The organism is Lentilactobacillus otakiensis DSM 19908 = JCM 15040 (genome assembly GCF_001434145.1).
Lineage (GTDB): Bacteria > Bacillota > Bacilli > Lactobacillales > Lactobacillaceae > Lentilactobacillus > Lentilactobacillus otakiensis.
The window spans coordinates 1-14,265 of record NZ_AZED01000014.1 but is presented as its reverse complement, the minus strand read 5'-3'; the positions used below and the strand labels follow the sequence as shown (position 1 = coordinate 14,265).

The window sequence follows — 14,265 nt, the reverse complement described above, 5'->3', positions numbered from 1 at the left end:
ATTTAAATCCAAAATCAGGATTTTAATCACCGCCCCTTTACACACCGCATCACCCGTTGCTCGTCGCACACTAATTTGTCGCACACTAATTTTTGAATGAATGAATCGGTGCTGGAATTCTTCCGCCTCTTGCAACAAACTTCGCTGGGCTGTTGGTATTGACTGGCATTACTGGTGCATAGCCAAATATACCGCCGAAATCAATTTGCTCGCCAACTTTTTTGCCTTTAGCTGGGATAACTCTGACTGCGGTCGTCTTATTGTTAATGACACCAATGGCTGCTTCGTCGGCGATCATCCCGCTGATCGTTTCAGCTGAGGTGTCCCCAGGAACCGCAACCATGTCCAGTCCCACTGAGCAGACCGCCGTCATTGCCTCTAATTTTTCCAAATTCAAATTACCATGTTCAACTGCCTTAATCATCCCGCTGTCTTCTGAAACTGGGATGAAAGCACCTGACAGGCCGCCAACGTGTTCACAGGCCATCACGCCGCCTTTTTTAACGGCATCATTCAATAATGCCAATGCAGCGGTCGTTCCAGGTGCTCCAACACTTTCCAAGCCAATTTCTTCAAGGATTTCTGCTACCGAGTCTCCCTGGCTTGGAGTTGGTGCCAGTGACAAATCAACAATTCCGAACGGGACGTCCAAAGCCTTGGCAGCCACATTGCCCACAAATTGACCCATTCGAGTCACTTTGAAAGCTGTTTTCTTAATCGTTTCAGAAACCGTATCAATGGACTCACCTTTGACCTGCTCAAGTGCCCGTTTAACAACACCTGGACCACTGATACCGACGTTAATCACTTTGTCCGCTTCCCCAACACCATGAAAAGCACCAGCCATGAATGGATTATCCTCAACCGCATTGGCGAATACTACCAAACTCATACAGCTGACAGGATCAATTTCAGACAAATCTTTCACAATTTGTCCCATTTGTTTAACAGCATCCATGTTGATTCCTGCGCGGGTTGATCCGACGTTGACAGAACCACAAACCCGCTTGGTTTCACTCAATGCTTGAGGCATCGATGCAATTAACTTACGGTCGCCGGACTGATAACCTTTTTGGACTAGGGCTGAAAAACCGCCAATCAAATCAACACCCAAAGTTTCAGCAGCCTTCTCCATTGTCTGGGCATACGCCACATAGTTATCATCGTGACAAGCAGCGGCAATCATTGAAATCGGTGTTACCGAGATCCGCTTATTAACAATTGGAATCCCATATTCGGATTCAATTTGGTCTGCGACTTTGACCAAGTCTTTGGCACTGGTCGTTAATTTGTCGTAGATCTTTTGGCGAGCTTTCTCACCATCACTATCAATACAGTCAAAAAGCGAAATGCCCATAGTGATTGTTCGAATATCGAGTTTTTCTTCAGAAATCATCTGAATGGTATCTAAAATTTGTTTGGTTTCCATTTGACGACCCCCTACAGCTTTTGAATGGCATCAAATAATTCTTGACGCTGAATATTGATTGAAAGTCCGGTTTCTTTTGCCAAGTCCTGTAGCCCCTGCTTCACAACTTCGAATTGAACATCTTGATCATTCCATTCACCCATCAACATCATGGTGAAGTCACCGTGCATCAAAGTCTGAGAAATGTCGGTAATATTGACCTTCAAAGTTGCCAAACGTTGAGAAACTTTCGCCACAATTCCAACCTGGTCGTGACCAATCACTGTAATAACTGCTTTCATTGTCTGCATCCTTTCAAATCCTGAGAGTCTTATCATTTACTTTTAATTGCATTAATCATACCCGATATTGATTGGATCGGCAATTTCTAATTTATCCTAATAAATAATATTTGAAAGCAATTGGTACTTACAAATAATGATATAATATAAATTAATTTACAATAAAGGATGGATAATCACATGGCAACTGAAAAAGAAAAGTTTTTAGCCGGCGATCCATATTTAGTAATGGATCCCGAATTGACCAGCGACGAAACCAAAGCGCGTCGCTTATGTAAGATGATGAATGAACTTGACGATACCGCCAGTGCCGAAAAAGACGCCTTGATTCGCAAGTTGTTTGGCTCAGTTGGTAAAGATCCTTGGATTCAGCCAAACTTCCGTTGTGACTTTGGCTACAACATTCACGTTGGGGATAACTTTATTTGTAACTACGATAATGTCATCCTAGATATTGCGCCGGTCACGATTGGAAATCACTGCATGCTCGCCCCACATGTTCAAATTTATGCGGCTTATCATCCCCTGGATCCTAAAGCTCGGGCAAACTTTGTCGGCATGGGTAAGCCAGTCACCCTTGGTAATGATGTCTGGGTTGGCGGCGGTTCTGTTATTCTTCCTGGTGTGACACTTGGTAACAATGTGATCGTCGGTGCAAATTCTACGGTCACCAAGTCATTTGGCGATAACTTGATCATCGCTGGCAGTCCGGCACGGGTCATCCGAGAAAATCCCAATAAAGAATAATTAATTTAAAATTTCCTGTTGACAATTAAAATAACAGGGTGTAAATTAATGACAATCATTAAATTCAAATTAAAAAGCGATGAAGAGAAACGTCATTTACCGTTCGTAATAAGAGAGTTGCTGGTTGGTGTGAAGCAATTTACGTCCTTAGATGATTATCATCTCCGAGCTATGTGATCAAAGTTTTAGTAGATCGCATTGGGTGCACCCATTATTGTGTCAGCGTATCGCGAAAGCTGTACGTGTGAGGTAATTCTAGTAATAGGATTACAAATTAAGGTGGTACCGCGCATTAGGCGTCCTTTTAACTATCCATTTATGGGTAGCTGGAAGGACGCCTTTTTCTTTTGAATTTAATTAATTACTTAAGGTGGTGAGGACTTATGGAATCGGTGATTAGCAGCTCCAATGAAAATCCTGGTCAGATTCAGATTTTGCAAAAAACAACACATAATTTTAACCGACATAGCGCCATTGACATAACAACACATATATTTCACGTCACTCAATGGTCCTCACTTTACATACAAGCGAGGATCCACAGATTAAATAACTTTTATGGAGGAAACGCTTATGGATGAACAAGCAACGATGGAATTAACTACTAAGGAAAACGAATTAGCCAACAAATTATTTAACGCCTACGAGACACACAAGCCATTAAAGGAATCGGATTACGATGGTGTCGTGACTGATGAAAAGGCAGCCTACCGTGTTCAAAGGCGATTAACCGAACTCAAGAAGGAAGACGTTGGCGGCTACAAAGTTTCGCTTACCAGCAAACAAACTCAGGATATGTTCGACTCGGACTCTCCATTATATGGTGCCCAAGTAAAGAGTCACTTCCTACAATCACCGGTTACCCTTCACCGTGGTGAGTTAATGGAACCACTCGCTGAAGTGGAAATGTTATTTACCGCCAAGGAAGATCTCAGCAGCAAAGATTCTTTAGAAGATCTCATGCACAAGACCAAAGTTGCTCCAGCTGTCGAAGTACCTGATTCACGTTTCAGTGACTGGTTCCCAAGCCTCTCAAAATATATGGTTATGTCCGATGCAGCAGTTGGCGGCTACGTGGTTTATGGTGATGAAAAAGATACCGACATGCTTTTCGATAATGTCGACGACTTAGCCAATGTTAAATGTGAACTGTTCCATGACGGCAAGAAGTTAAAGGATGGCGCCTCATCAGAAGTGTTAGGCAATCCGTTAAAATCGCTTCATTGGTTAGTTGAAAAGTTGGAATCACAAGGCATGCCGCTCCAAGCTGGCCAACGTGTTTCAAGTGGAACCTTCCTACTACCGGAATCACTTAAAAATGGCAACTGGAAAGCAACCTTTGATATGGGACTTGGCGCGGTGTTCTTGAAAGTTGCAGGTGATTAATTACTCAAATAAATGATAGCAACAAATTAGATACTAATTATTTTCGGAAACATTGATGAAATTGATGATAATTGATAAAAATGAAATTGAAGTGCTCTTCTGGAGGCGGAAAACTCTGGAGGGGCGCTTTTTTTGATCACTTTTCCTGCTTTATCCAATAATGAGTGTTGGTGCCAACCCCACCTAGTCTCTTTGGTGGTTTTACTTCGCTAATAATTTTATTTTGAGCTTCCTTTCTATCTAGCCGAAACGTGCTCCCCAAACCAGCTTCTTCCGCTTTATCCAATAACGAGTATTGGTGCCAACCCCGCACCAACACTCGTTATTACATAAATGCTCAGAAGCTAACCGGTTTGGTCCGCACTCTGTTCTTCTTGACACCCCAAACAAATGTTCGTATTATATAGGTACTCACTAAATCTTTCACATCGCAGGTGATCCTTATGCAAACACCTCTGGATAATCCACAGCTTCTTCCCAGCCACGACATCATGTGCATCGACTGCAAATCCTTTTTTGCCTCCACTGAAGCCATCAAACGCGGGGAGCATCCCCTTTCCGCCAAGATTGCCGTCATGAGTCGTGAAGAATCTTCCGGCGGCTTGATTTTGGCCGCCAGCCCCTACACCAAGAAGAATTTTGGTGTCAAACTCGGGACTCGCCGCTTTGAAATTAACGACCGGATGGACATCGAAATGGTCGAACCGCACATGGCCGATTACGTTGCCCTCAACTACCGCATTAACCGCATCTACCGCCAATTTACCGATGACATTCACTGGTTTCCCTATTCGATTGACGAAAGTTTCATCGACGTCAGTCACAGCCACAAATTATTTGGCTCAAACGCCAAAATCGCCAAAATGATTCAAGACAAAGTATTCAAAGAAACCGGCATTGTCACCACCATTGGCATTGGTCAAAATCCTCTGCTGGCAAAGCTGGCCCTCGACAACGCTGCCAAAAAGAAGGAACCCTGGCAGGCTGAATGGGACTACAGTGATGTGCCCAACACAATTTGGCAGATTCCCGATCTCGCCGACATGTGGGGCATTGGCAGCCACACCGCCGATAAACTCAATCAAATGGGCATTTATACCATCAAGGAATTAGCCCACGCTGACATTCGTCAACTGAAGAAGAAATTTGGTGTGATGGGTGAGCAGCTGTACTACCACGCTTGGGGGATCGATTATTCCAACCTCGAAAAGCGCTACCTTCCCCGCTCTGACAACAAGGGCTATGGCAACTCACAGGTATTGATGCGCGATTATACTGAATTGGGTGATTTGAAAACAGTCTTTGGCGAAATTGCCGATCAAGTGGCAACTCGGCTGCGGAAAAATAACGTCGTCGCTGAAGTCGTCAGTATTTTCATTGGTATGGCGACAACTGATAAACAGGGGCGCACGCATTTTTCAGCTCAAATGCACGTCGAGCCGACCAACTCTACCAAAAGTATTGCCAACGCCGTTCACTTTCTGTTGGAAACTAAATGGGATGGCAGTGCCGTTCGAAACGTTGGCGTTCGCTGCAATCGAATTTCCCAAAAGAGATCAACCCGCTTCAGCTTATTTGAAGATCCAATGACAACCCTCGATAAAGAAAAGTTGGAACGCACGATCGACATTATTCGCAAAAAGTATGGCTACAAAGCCTTGATCCGAGCTTCATCCAAGACCAAAGGTGGGACCGCAATCGACCGAGCAGGCCTGGTTGGCGGCCATCAAGCCTAATCATTAACTAAGGAGGTAATTCTCAATGCTTGCGGAATCTAGAGAACTCATCGAAAAATACCACCAATATTTTAAACGGCTGCCCCGCTATCAATATTGGCTGGTCATTGTTGATAATCATTTTAACGATCGTTATTATTTCTTCATTTATAGTCGTAAGTTAAAAACCCAGCTGGTCCGCTCACATGAGTTGTTAGCGCTGGCTCACGATCAGCAAAAATATCAGCAAGTTCTGGCCGATCTCAAAAGTATCAGTCATCTCAGCATTGAATATCGTGACACGTCTCACCTGGTTGAACCCTCACCGGAGATTACCACCGACAAGATTCACGGTCATAATTATCGAACAGCGCCAAGGCCATAAGATGCAAATTATCAATCAAATATGGTATATTAATGGCAACATTTACAAAGGTTGAGGAGGAATGTTCAAATGAAACGGTTGGGGAAAAATTTAGTAATGCTGGCAACAGTGATGTTTTCGTTCGAACTAATGGCAAATCAGATGACGACACCTGCTGCCGCTGAAACTGGAACAGCAAAGATAACCAAGGTCAATACACAAGCTAAAACAGCCTACCGGGCCACCAATGGGCCTATCTATCAGAGCGCAACTCTTACCAAAAAGGTTCACAACGCTAAAAATTATCCCCAAACCATCTTTTATTCTTCCAAACACGTCACAGTCAAAAAAACCAATGGCAAAACGGCGATCTACTATTATATTGCCAACAAATCCAACACCGTTAAAGGTTATATTTGGCACGGTTATTTAACCAAAACTCAAGTCGCAATGTCGCAAAAATCGCTCGTCAAGCTGATTAATGCCGCACCAGACATGGATCCTGATGAATCAATTCGAAGCTTGAAGCCAATTAATTATGAAGCCCACGAAGCGGCATTTGATTTAGCCTACAATGTCTTTCATTTCTCACCAACTGCCATGTTCAAGGACCACCAGGCACTGGTTTATGTGACTAATCCAGAACTCCGCCAACACGTCCAAAACGCCATGAATAAGTGGAATAATGCCCTGGGAGAAACTGCCTTTCGACTAGGAACCAAAAATAATCACACATTAAAAATTTCGTTTGGCAATGGCACCAAAGAAGGCTGGGATGGCCTGTATAATGGTAAACAAATTTATATCGACAAAACACACTATCACGATGCCAAGTATCCACTGGAATATATGAAGCCAACGCTGGCTGCTAAATTTACAATTAACCAATATTGGGATGGTGTTGTTGCTCATGAGCTCGGCCACACGTTGGGCTTAGACCACACTGGTTATCAAGCTGACTTGATGTACGCAGCAACCAGCTCAGGTAACATGATCGCCAAGTATATTTGGAAAAAACCGGTGGAGAAATCTGCTAATGGATTGGATGGCACCGAGATGGCAACAATTTCGATTCGAGATTTAAATCGTGCCAAGTTAACCAAACTATTAGGTTACTGGTAAACAAACAAGCACCGGAAATTAGGCTGAATGCCAGATTCCCGATGCTTTTCGTTTAGATTAAAATAAATTAAGTTTGGCAATTCGTTGACAAGCTTCGGTAAACCGCGGTTCGTCAATTAACAAACCGACACGGACAAACCCTTCGCCACCTTTGCCAAACCCATTGCCAGGAGCGACCGCAACTGCGGCTTTATCCAACAATAAGTCGGCAAATGACTCACTGGTATAACCTTTTGGAACCGGCATCCAGGCATAAAATGATCCGCCAGACTGATAAGGTTCCCAGCCGATCGCCCGAGCGGCCTTGAAGAACTGATTGCGTCGTTTTTCATAGAGCGCAACCAGATCATGAACGGATTGCTGATCACTATTTAAGGCAGTGATTGCTGCCTTTTGAATCGCTGGAAAAACACTGACGAATAGATGATCTTGAATCAAATTAATGGCTTCGATCATATCAGCGTTTCCTGCCGCAAAGCCAATTCGCCAGCCGGCCATGTTATAGGACTTGGAAAAAGTATCCATTTCAATCCCGACGTCTTTGGCACCTGGTGTTTGTAAAAAACTAACCGGTTTTTTGCCATCAAATCCAATCGCCCCATAGGCAAAGTCTTGAACAACGCCGATGTGATTAGTTTTCGCAAAGGCGACAGTTTTTTGATAAAAGTCTGAAGTTGCGACCGCACCAGTTGGATTATTCGGGTAATTCAAATACATCAGCTTAGCATCCCTGACGACCTGAGGATCGATTGAATCATAATCAGGTAAAAAGTCGTCTGCTTCACGCAATTTCATTAATTCCAATTTGACTTGAGCAAGCGCCACGCCCGACAGATAATCGGGATAGCCCGGATCCGGCAGCAACATGGTGTCACCAGGATTGAGAATCGCAAAGGGTAATTCCACCAAGCCGATTTTTGATCCACCAAGAATGGCGATCTCTGTATCAGGATCCAAGGTAACGCCATATTCACGTTGATAGAAGTTCGCGGCAGCTTGCTTTAAAGCTGGATCACCGCGGAATTGAGAATACTTATGGTTGGCTGGAATTGCAGTCTGCTCCTGCATGGCCTTAATAATGAAATCAGGTGTTGGCTGATCAGGATTACCCTGCCCCAAATTGATAACATCAGCGCCAGTTGCCACTTTGGCATTGACCTTTTTGACCAAGCTGGCAAAGAATTGTTTTGGTAATTGCTGCAAAACTTTCGATTCTTCAAATTTCAAATTAGTTCCTCCATTAATCCTATGTAATTTTGTAAGTAAATCATCCAATAGAGTTTAAAGATAATTATGGTAAACTGCCAAACCAATGTCAACACATTTTCTAATTTAAAATTAATAATCTCAGTGTTCTCCAATGTCATGCCAGTGTTGGCACCGTTTGCACAAATGAGTGAATGCTATACAGAATCACAAATTTCTGGTATCATGTTCTCATTATTGTATGTTATGTTTTATTACATATGCTTAGGAGGAATAATTCATGAAGCAGAAAGTGTTAACAGCTTTCGGATTGCTGGTGGCTTTTGCCACAATCTTATTCTGTCTGGGATTACCAGGCAGCAAAGCACAGGCAAAAACGTATCAAATCGGAACGGATGTTACCTATCCACCGTTTGAGTTCGCCAACAAACAGAACAAGTATGTTGGAATCGATATTGACATCATGAAGGCAATTGCCAAAGAGGAAGGCTTCAAAGTTAATGTGAAGCCAGTTGGATTTAACGCAGCGGTGCAATCCGTTCAGTCCGGCCAACTCGATGGCATCATTGCCGGAATGACCATTACCCCGCAACGAAAAGATAAATTCGATTTTGGAACCCCCTACTATAAGACCGGTGCGGTCATGGCTGTTAAAAAGGGCAGCGATATTACCAGCTTAAAGCAACTCAAAGGTAAAAAGGTTGCCTTGAAGACTGGGACTGCCGCTGCGGATTACGCTAACAGCTTGAAGAAGAAGTACGGGTTTAAAACAGTCACCTTTGATGACTCGGATAACATGTATCAAGATGTGACGACTGGAAACTCAGTTGCCTGTTTTGATGATCAACCCGTGCTCCAGTATGGCATTAAACACGGTTTAAAGCTTCAAATTGCCACGAAGCCCGCTAACCAGGGTTGGTATGGGTTCGGTGTCAAGAAAGGCACTCACAAGGATTTAGTTAAGAAATTCAATGCCGGTCTTAAAAAGATTCAGGCGAATGGAACTTATGACAAAATTGTTGGGAAGTACCTGGGCACCTCAAGCAATTCGAAAGTCAAAGGTAAGACATTTGTGATTGGAACAGATGTCACCTTCCCTCCATTCGAGTTTGCCAACAAGAATAACAAATACGTTGGAATTGATATGGATTTGATCCGGGCAATTGCCAACGAACAAGGTTTCAAAGTGAAGATCAAGGCACTGGGCTTTAACGCCGCTGTCCAAGCAGTTGAATCCGGGCAGGCTGACGGTGTCATTGCCGGAATGTCGATTACCAATGAACGGAAGGCCCAATTTGATTTTTCCAAGCCTTACTTCAATTCTGGAGTGGTCATGGCGGTTGCCAGCAACAGCAAGATTCATAAGCTATCAGAGTTAAAAGGCAAACGAGTCGCCGTTAAAACTGGAACGTCTGGTGCGGATTACGCCAACAGCATCAAGAAAAAGTATGGCTTTAAAGTGGTCACATTTGATGATTCCAACAATATGTATCAAGATGTCTCAACAGGAAACTCGGTTGCCTGTTTTGAAGATCATCCGGTCATGCAATATGCCATCAAACAAGGAACCAAGTTGAAGATTGTGACGAAGCCGGCTTTAAACGCCCCATATGGATTTGCCGTTAAAAAAGGTCATAACAAGGCCCTCTTGCAAGCATTCAACACCGGTTTGGAAGATCTGAAGGCAAGTGGAACGTACGATACCATTAAAGCCAAATATTTGGGCGCTGACGAGATTAAAACCGCTGCGAAGACTTCTGGTAACAGTGCAGAAGATCGAACGTTTATCGGCCTCATTAAGCAAAATAAGGGTGCCCTTTTATCAGGACTTCAAGAAACGCTTTGGCTGACAGTTGTCTCTATCTTCTTCGCCACAATATTTGGTGTCTTGGTTGGCTTAATGGGTGTTGTGCCAAATAAATTTAGCCAAGGAACATCAACAACTTTAATTTATCTGTTTAGAGGAATGCCACTTCTGGTTTTGGCATTGTTCATCTATACCGGGATTCCGAGTCTGACGGGCCAAAAAATCCCCGCGTTTGTCGCCGGTGTTGTGACGCTGACGTTTAACGAAGGTGCGTATATTGCGGCATTTGTTAAGGGTGGTATCGAAGCCGTCGATCCAGGGCAGATGGAAGCCTCACGAAGCTTGGGACTGCCATTTGGCAAATCAATGCGCAAGATCATTTTGCCACAAGGGATTCGAATCATGGTCCCATCATTCATCAACCAATTTATTATTACTCTGAAGGATACTTCAATCCTGTCAATCATCGGGTTGCTTGAATTGACCCAGACCGGTAAGATTATCATTGCGAGAAACTTGGAAGGATTCAAAGTCTGGACAATTGTTGCCGCAATCTATTTGATCATCATTACCCTGTTAACTTGGTTATCAAATTGGGTACAAAGGAGAACTAAGGTATGAGTGAAAAAGTAAAAGTAACAAATTTAGTCAAAACCTTTGGTGATAATGAAGTCCTCAAGGGGATTAATTTAACTGTTCAAAACAACGAGGTAGTCGTTATCATCGGCCCCTCAGGATCAGGGAAAAGTACCCTCCTCCGCAACTTGAATAAATTAGAGGAACCCACTTCCGGTTCAATCGTCATTGATAACGTAGATATCGCCCGCAACGATGTTGATATCAACTCCGTTCGGGAAAACATCGGAATGGTATTTCAACACTTCAATTTATTTAAAAACCTATCAGTTGGCGAAAATATCATGTTAGCACCAGTTGAACTCAAGAAAGAAACCAAAGACGAAGCTGAGGCTCAAGCCAAGAAGTTATTGGAAACCGTTGGCCTTCAAGAAAAGTTTGATGCCACTGTTCAGTCTCTATCAGGTGGCCAGCAGCAACGTGTTGCCATCGCCCGTGCCTTGGCAATGAACCCTGACATTATGCTGTTCGACGAGCCGACTTCCGCCTTGGATCCAGAAATGGTTGGTGACGTGCTGGAAGTTATGAAGAAACTGGCCAAACAAGGAATGACAATGGTTGTGGTAACTCATGAAATGGGATTTGCCAAAGAGGTTGCCGACCGAGTTGTTTTCGTTGATGATGGCCAGATCCTAGAAGAAGGTACACCAGAACAAATTTTCGAGCATCCAAAAAATGAACGGCTCCAAGATTTCTTGAATAAGATTTTGAATGTTTAATATTTTTAATGAAGCGTGTTGAGGCAATTTGCCTTAGCGCGCTTTTTTGGTACACTTTTTCCATTCACAAACATAAAAAGGTTGTTGTTCCCTTGTGAAGAGTTTCAATGAAAATGTATAATTAAATAAATAACTTGATGAGATTTATCGTATATTACGTTTTTCGGGTGATTTGATACTTAAGTTATTCAACTGTTTATGAGGGGGATCATGAAGTGAAGTTACGTAAGAATCTTATATTAGGTGCCATTCTACTCTTGTTAGCTGGTGGAACATTAAGCGCTTGTGATGATGGAGATACAAAATCCTCCCAGGACCAATCTCCCCGGGTAAGTAGTACAAGCAAGTCATCTGCTAAACCGATTTCCAAGGCCCATCACAAGAAAGCTCATGTGCATACGGGTACATCAACCAGCCATCACGCAATTTTGACCAAATTAGTGGGATATACCAACAAAGAATCGGCTGGCCCAACTGGTGACTATTACTGGGTAACTGGTAAAGCACATTTTAATCACTTTTCTGGGTTAAAGTCTGGTGATTATCGTTTTACCTCTGATAGCCAAGGCCGGTCAGCAACGGCTCGAGCGGTTTTAACATATTCAGAGTACCAAGCCTCTCAAGGTAGCCGTCAAGGAGAGCCATTAGCTCCGCCAGCATGGCCAGAAAACAAAATTGTGGCAATTACCTATGGTCTGACTGGCAGGACTTATCATGGCTACCTGTACAATCGTAGCCATTCGATTGGTGATAGCCTGCTGGGAGCTAAGTCGTACACGTCGGAGTATAACTTCACAACTGGGACTCGTCCACAAAATGTTGGTGCCGACCAAAATGGCGGGATGAGATATGCAGAAGAAAATGCTGAAAATTATTGGGAAAGCCACATTTATACTCACCATGTGATTTATTATCAGACCACCCCACTGTATAAAGCGAATGAAACCATGCCCCGCGGTTCAATCGTGGACGTTCGATCATCTGATAAGACCTTAAACAAGCAAATTGTTGTGATTAACTCCGCCGAAGGAATTCGGCTGAATTACAGTGATGGTAGTAATAATGCCAAACAATATATCCGTCATACTCACAGTAATCAAAGCTCTGCCCATTCCAACGGCACCTCTCATTCGGGAACCACAGCTCCTCAACAAACCGGTTCAATGACAACTAATGGTCCGTGGACCGTTGCTGCAACGGGCATGGTATTTGTCTCAGATAGCAGCAAATATTACTCGGAAGTCAAGAATCCAAATAATTATCAGTATGAGAGCACCTCTCAAGCAAATGCCAGCGGTGCAACGCGTGCAGAGCGTGGAAACCAATTTGCTCGTCCATAATTATGTTGTTGAAAATGGAATTGATAGAACTGTTGATATGTTACAATGATGGTGTAAGAATTTGATTGTTTTCGTTTCATCAAGGATGGTGAACTAATCATGAAGTTTATTGTTGGTTGTGTCGCCGCAGTAACGTTATGTACTGGTGCTGTGGGTGTCACCCACTATTGCACGACTCCACATCAAGTCCAGCCACGAGTTGAACGTGGTTGTGGGATGGGAAGATAAATAGCATAATCCTTCTATAGTCTATGACTAATCTAAGTCACAGACTTTTTTATTATATATTTTAATGAGCCCGATAGTTATTCAAAATCGTATTGAGAAAAGACATCAAAATAGATGATTGAACACAAAAAAGGAACGCTGATTTATCAACGTTCCTTAATGATGCAAAATGCTCTATGTGAGCTAATGATACCGGAGGTGGGGTTCGAACCCACACGATCTCAACGATCACTGGATTTTGAGTCCAGCGCGTCTGCCAATTCCGCCACTCCGGCAAAATATTATTTGATTGGCCAATACATGGACAAAGGCGGTAATCGGATTCGAACCGACGATGAAGGTTTTGCAGACCTCTGCCTTACCACTTGGCTATACCGCCATAACTTTGGCTAACCCAAACTGGGTTAGCTGGATTCGAACCAGCGCATGACAGAGTCAAAGTCTGTTGCCTTACCACTTGGCTATAACCCAATCAAAAGGCGGTATGTGGGAATCGAACCCACGCGTGTCGGATCCACAAACCGATGTGTTAACCACTTCACCAATACCGCCATAGTATTATTAACAGGGATAGTAGGAGTTGAACCCACACCGACGGTTTTGGAGACCGTAGTTCTACCATTAAACTATATCCCTATAAGATGGAGGGGAGTGGATTCGAACCACCGAACCCGAAGGAGCGGATTTACAGTCCGCCGCGTTTAGCCAGACTTCGCTACCCCTCCATGAATGGCGCGGGACAGAATCGAACTGCCGACACATGCAGCTTCAATGCATTGCTCTACCGACTGAGCTACCGAGCCATTAACCATCTTGAGTATAATAATACCTATGTTATATATTCAATTTTCAAATACATAACAACGGTTCGTACGAGACTCGAACTCGTGATCTCCTGCGTGACAGGCAGGCGTCCTAACCAGCTAGACCAACGAACCAATGTTGCTATGGAAATGGAGGATACAGGGATCGAACCTGTGACCTCCTGCTTGTAAGGCAGATGCTCTCCCAGCTGAGCTAATCCTCCAAAATGACCCGTACGGGATTTGAACCCATGTTACCGCCGTGAAAGGGCGGTGTCTTAACCACTTGACCAACGGGTCATAAACTTATTATTCGGTTACGGAGAGTAAGGGATTCGAACCCTTGAAACAGGCTTTTACCCGTTTACATCATTTCCAATGATGCTCCTTCGGCCAGCTCGGACAACTCTCCATCAAAAATAATAACTCCGGCAGGCGGGCTCGAACCGTCGACAACCTGATTAACAGTCAGGTGCTCTACC

Annotated in this window: 12 protein-coding genes, 11 tRNA genes and 1 other annotated feature; of the genes, 9 read left to right on the top strand and 14 right to left on the bottom strand. The window is 43.6% G+C overall.

All coding sequences use genetic code 11. From position 1 onward, the window contains the following. Positions 1-85: 85 nt before the first annotated feature. Entirely contained in the window at positions 86-1,429 is a 1,344-nt protein-coding gene (locus FD05_RS07570) for a PFL family protein (protein WP_020282143.1), read from the bottom strand. 11 nt (positions 1,430-1,440) lie between these two features. Further along, on the bottom strand, positions 1,441-1,710 hold the full coding sequence (locus FD05_RS07565) for an ACT domain-containing protein (protein WP_020282142.1): 270 nt from the start codon (positions 1,708-1,710) through the stop codon (positions 1,441-1,443). A gap of 180 nt (positions 1,711-1,890) precedes the next feature. On the opposite strand from FD05_RS07565, the gene FD05_RS07560 reads away from it, so the two are divergent. The 5 genes from FD05_RS07560 to FD05_RS07540 all read left to right on the top strand — a co-directional run bounded on the left by FD05_RS07560 (position 1,891) and on the right by FD05_RS07540 (position 7,044). Beyond that, a complete protein-coding gene (locus tag FD05_RS07560) occupies positions 1,891-2,457 on the top strand; it encodes a sugar O-acetyltransferase (RefSeq protein WP_020282141.1) in 567 nt (188 codons plus the stop codon). 70 nt (positions 2,458-2,527) lie between these two features. Beyond that, positions 2,528-2,764 (top strand) — a binding site (T-box leader). Between the two features lie 266 nt (positions 2,765-3,030). Next, a complete protein-coding gene (locus FD05_RS07555) occupies positions 3,031-3,843 on the top strand; it encodes a 2-keto-4-pentenoate hydratase (protein WP_020282140.1) in 813 nt (270 codons plus the stop codon). Positions 3,844-4,286: 443 nt separating this feature from the next. Further along, positions 4,287-5,579 carry a Y-family DNA polymerase gene (locus FD05_RS07550; protein ID WP_020282139.1) on the top strand — a complete coding sequence of 431 codons (1,293 nt, stop codon included), beginning with the start codon at positions 4,287-4,289 and terminating at the stop codon, positions 5,577-5,579. Between the two features lie 25 nt (positions 5,580-5,604). Then, positions 5,605-5,943 carry a hypothetical protein gene (locus FD05_RS07545; protein WP_020282138.1) on the top strand — a complete coding sequence of 113 codons (339 nt, stop codon included), beginning with the start codon at positions 5,605-5,607 and terminating at the stop codon, positions 5,941-5,943. 69 nt (positions 5,944-6,012) lie between these two features. Then, positions 6,013-7,044 (top strand): matrixin family metalloprotease, encoded by a 1,032-nt coding sequence (locus tag FD05_RS07540; RefSeq protein ID WP_020282137.1) that lies wholly within the window; start codon positions 6,013-6,015, stop codon positions 7,042-7,044. Between the two features lie 57 nt (positions 7,045-7,101). On the opposite strand, the gene FD05_RS07535 is transcribed toward FD05_RS07540, so the two are convergent. Beyond that, the gene (locus FD05_RS07535) at positions 7,102-8,271 is read right to left on the bottom strand and encodes a pyridoxal phosphate-dependent aminotransferase (RefSeq protein WP_020282136.1); all 1,170 of its coding nucleotides are present in this window, start codon (positions 8,269-8,271) and stop codon (positions 7,102-7,104) included. 259 nt (positions 8,272-8,530) lie between these two features. Between FD05_RS07535 and FD05_RS07530 the strand changes: the two genes are divergently transcribed. The 4 genes from FD05_RS07530 to FD05_RS11910 all read left to right on the top strand — a co-directional run bounded on the left by FD05_RS07530 (position 8,531) and on the right by FD05_RS11910 (position 12,980). Then, positions 8,531-10,678 carry an amino acid ABC transporter substrate-binding protein/permease gene (locus tag FD05_RS07530; protein ID WP_020282135.1) on the top strand — a complete coding sequence of 716 codons (2,148 nt, stop codon included), beginning with the start codon at positions 8,531-8,533 and terminating at the stop codon, positions 10,676-10,678. Beyond that, positions 10,675-11,412: an amino acid ABC transporter ATP-binding protein gene (locus FD05_RS07525; protein WP_020282134.1), complete on the top strand. Its 738-nt coding sequence runs from the start codon at positions 10,675-10,677 to the stop codon at positions 11,410-11,412. The genes FD05_RS07530 and FD05_RS07525 overlap by 4 nt, the downstream gene beginning before the upstream one ends. Before the next feature lie 215 nt (positions 11,413-11,627). Beyond that, entirely contained in the window at positions 11,628-12,752 is a 1,125-nt protein-coding gene (locus FD05_RS07520) for a DNA/RNA non-specific endonuclease (protein ID WP_020282133.1), read from the top strand. Positions 12,753-12,851: 99 nt separating this feature from the next. Next, positions 12,852-12,980: a hypothetical protein gene (locus tag FD05_RS11910; protein ID WP_263297098.1), complete on the top strand. Its 129-nt coding sequence runs from the start codon at positions 12,852-12,854 to the stop codon at positions 12,978-12,980. 190 nt (positions 12,981-13,170) lie between these two features. Here the strand turns inward: FD05_RS11910 and FD05_RS07515 are convergent. The 11 genes from FD05_RS07515 to FD05_RS07465 all read right to left on the bottom strand — a co-directional run bounded on the left by FD05_RS07515 (position 13,171) and on the right by FD05_RS07465 (position 14,195). Continuing rightward, positions 13,171-13,255, bottom strand: a tRNA-Leu gene (locus FD05_RS07515). A gap of 33 nt (positions 13,256-13,288) precedes the next feature. Next, positions 13,289-13,359: transfer RNA gene (locus FD05_RS07510), tRNA-Cys, on the bottom strand. A gap of 20 nt (positions 13,360-13,379) precedes the next feature. Further along, positions 13,380-13,451, bottom strand: a tRNA-Gln gene (locus FD05_RS07505). A 7-nt stretch (positions 13,452-13,458) separates the two neighbouring features. Continuing rightward, positions 13,459-13,531 (bottom strand) — tRNA-His (locus tag FD05_RS07500). Positions 13,532-13,545: 14 nt separating this feature from the next. Further along, positions 13,546-13,616 (bottom strand) — tRNA-Trp (locus FD05_RS07495). A gap of 6 nt (positions 13,617-13,622) precedes the next feature. Further along, positions 13,623-13,705 (bottom strand) — tRNA-Tyr (locus FD05_RS07490). 5 nt (positions 13,706-13,710) lie between these two features. After that, a tRNA-Phe gene (locus tag FD05_RS07485) sits at positions 13,711-13,783 on the bottom strand. Positions 13,784-13,844: 61 nt separating this feature from the next. Then, positions 13,845-13,918 (bottom strand) — tRNA-Asp (locus FD05_RS07480). Between the two features lie 16 nt (positions 13,919-13,934). Beyond that, positions 13,935-14,007 (bottom strand) — tRNA-Val (locus tag FD05_RS07475). Between the two features lie 4 nt (positions 14,008-14,011). Continuing rightward, a tRNA-Glu gene (locus tag FD05_RS07470) sits at positions 14,012-14,083 on the bottom strand. Between the two features lie 20 nt (positions 14,084-14,103). Further along, positions 14,104-14,195: transfer RNA gene (locus FD05_RS07465), tRNA-Ser, on the bottom strand. Positions 14,196-14,265: the final 70 nt, after the last annotated feature.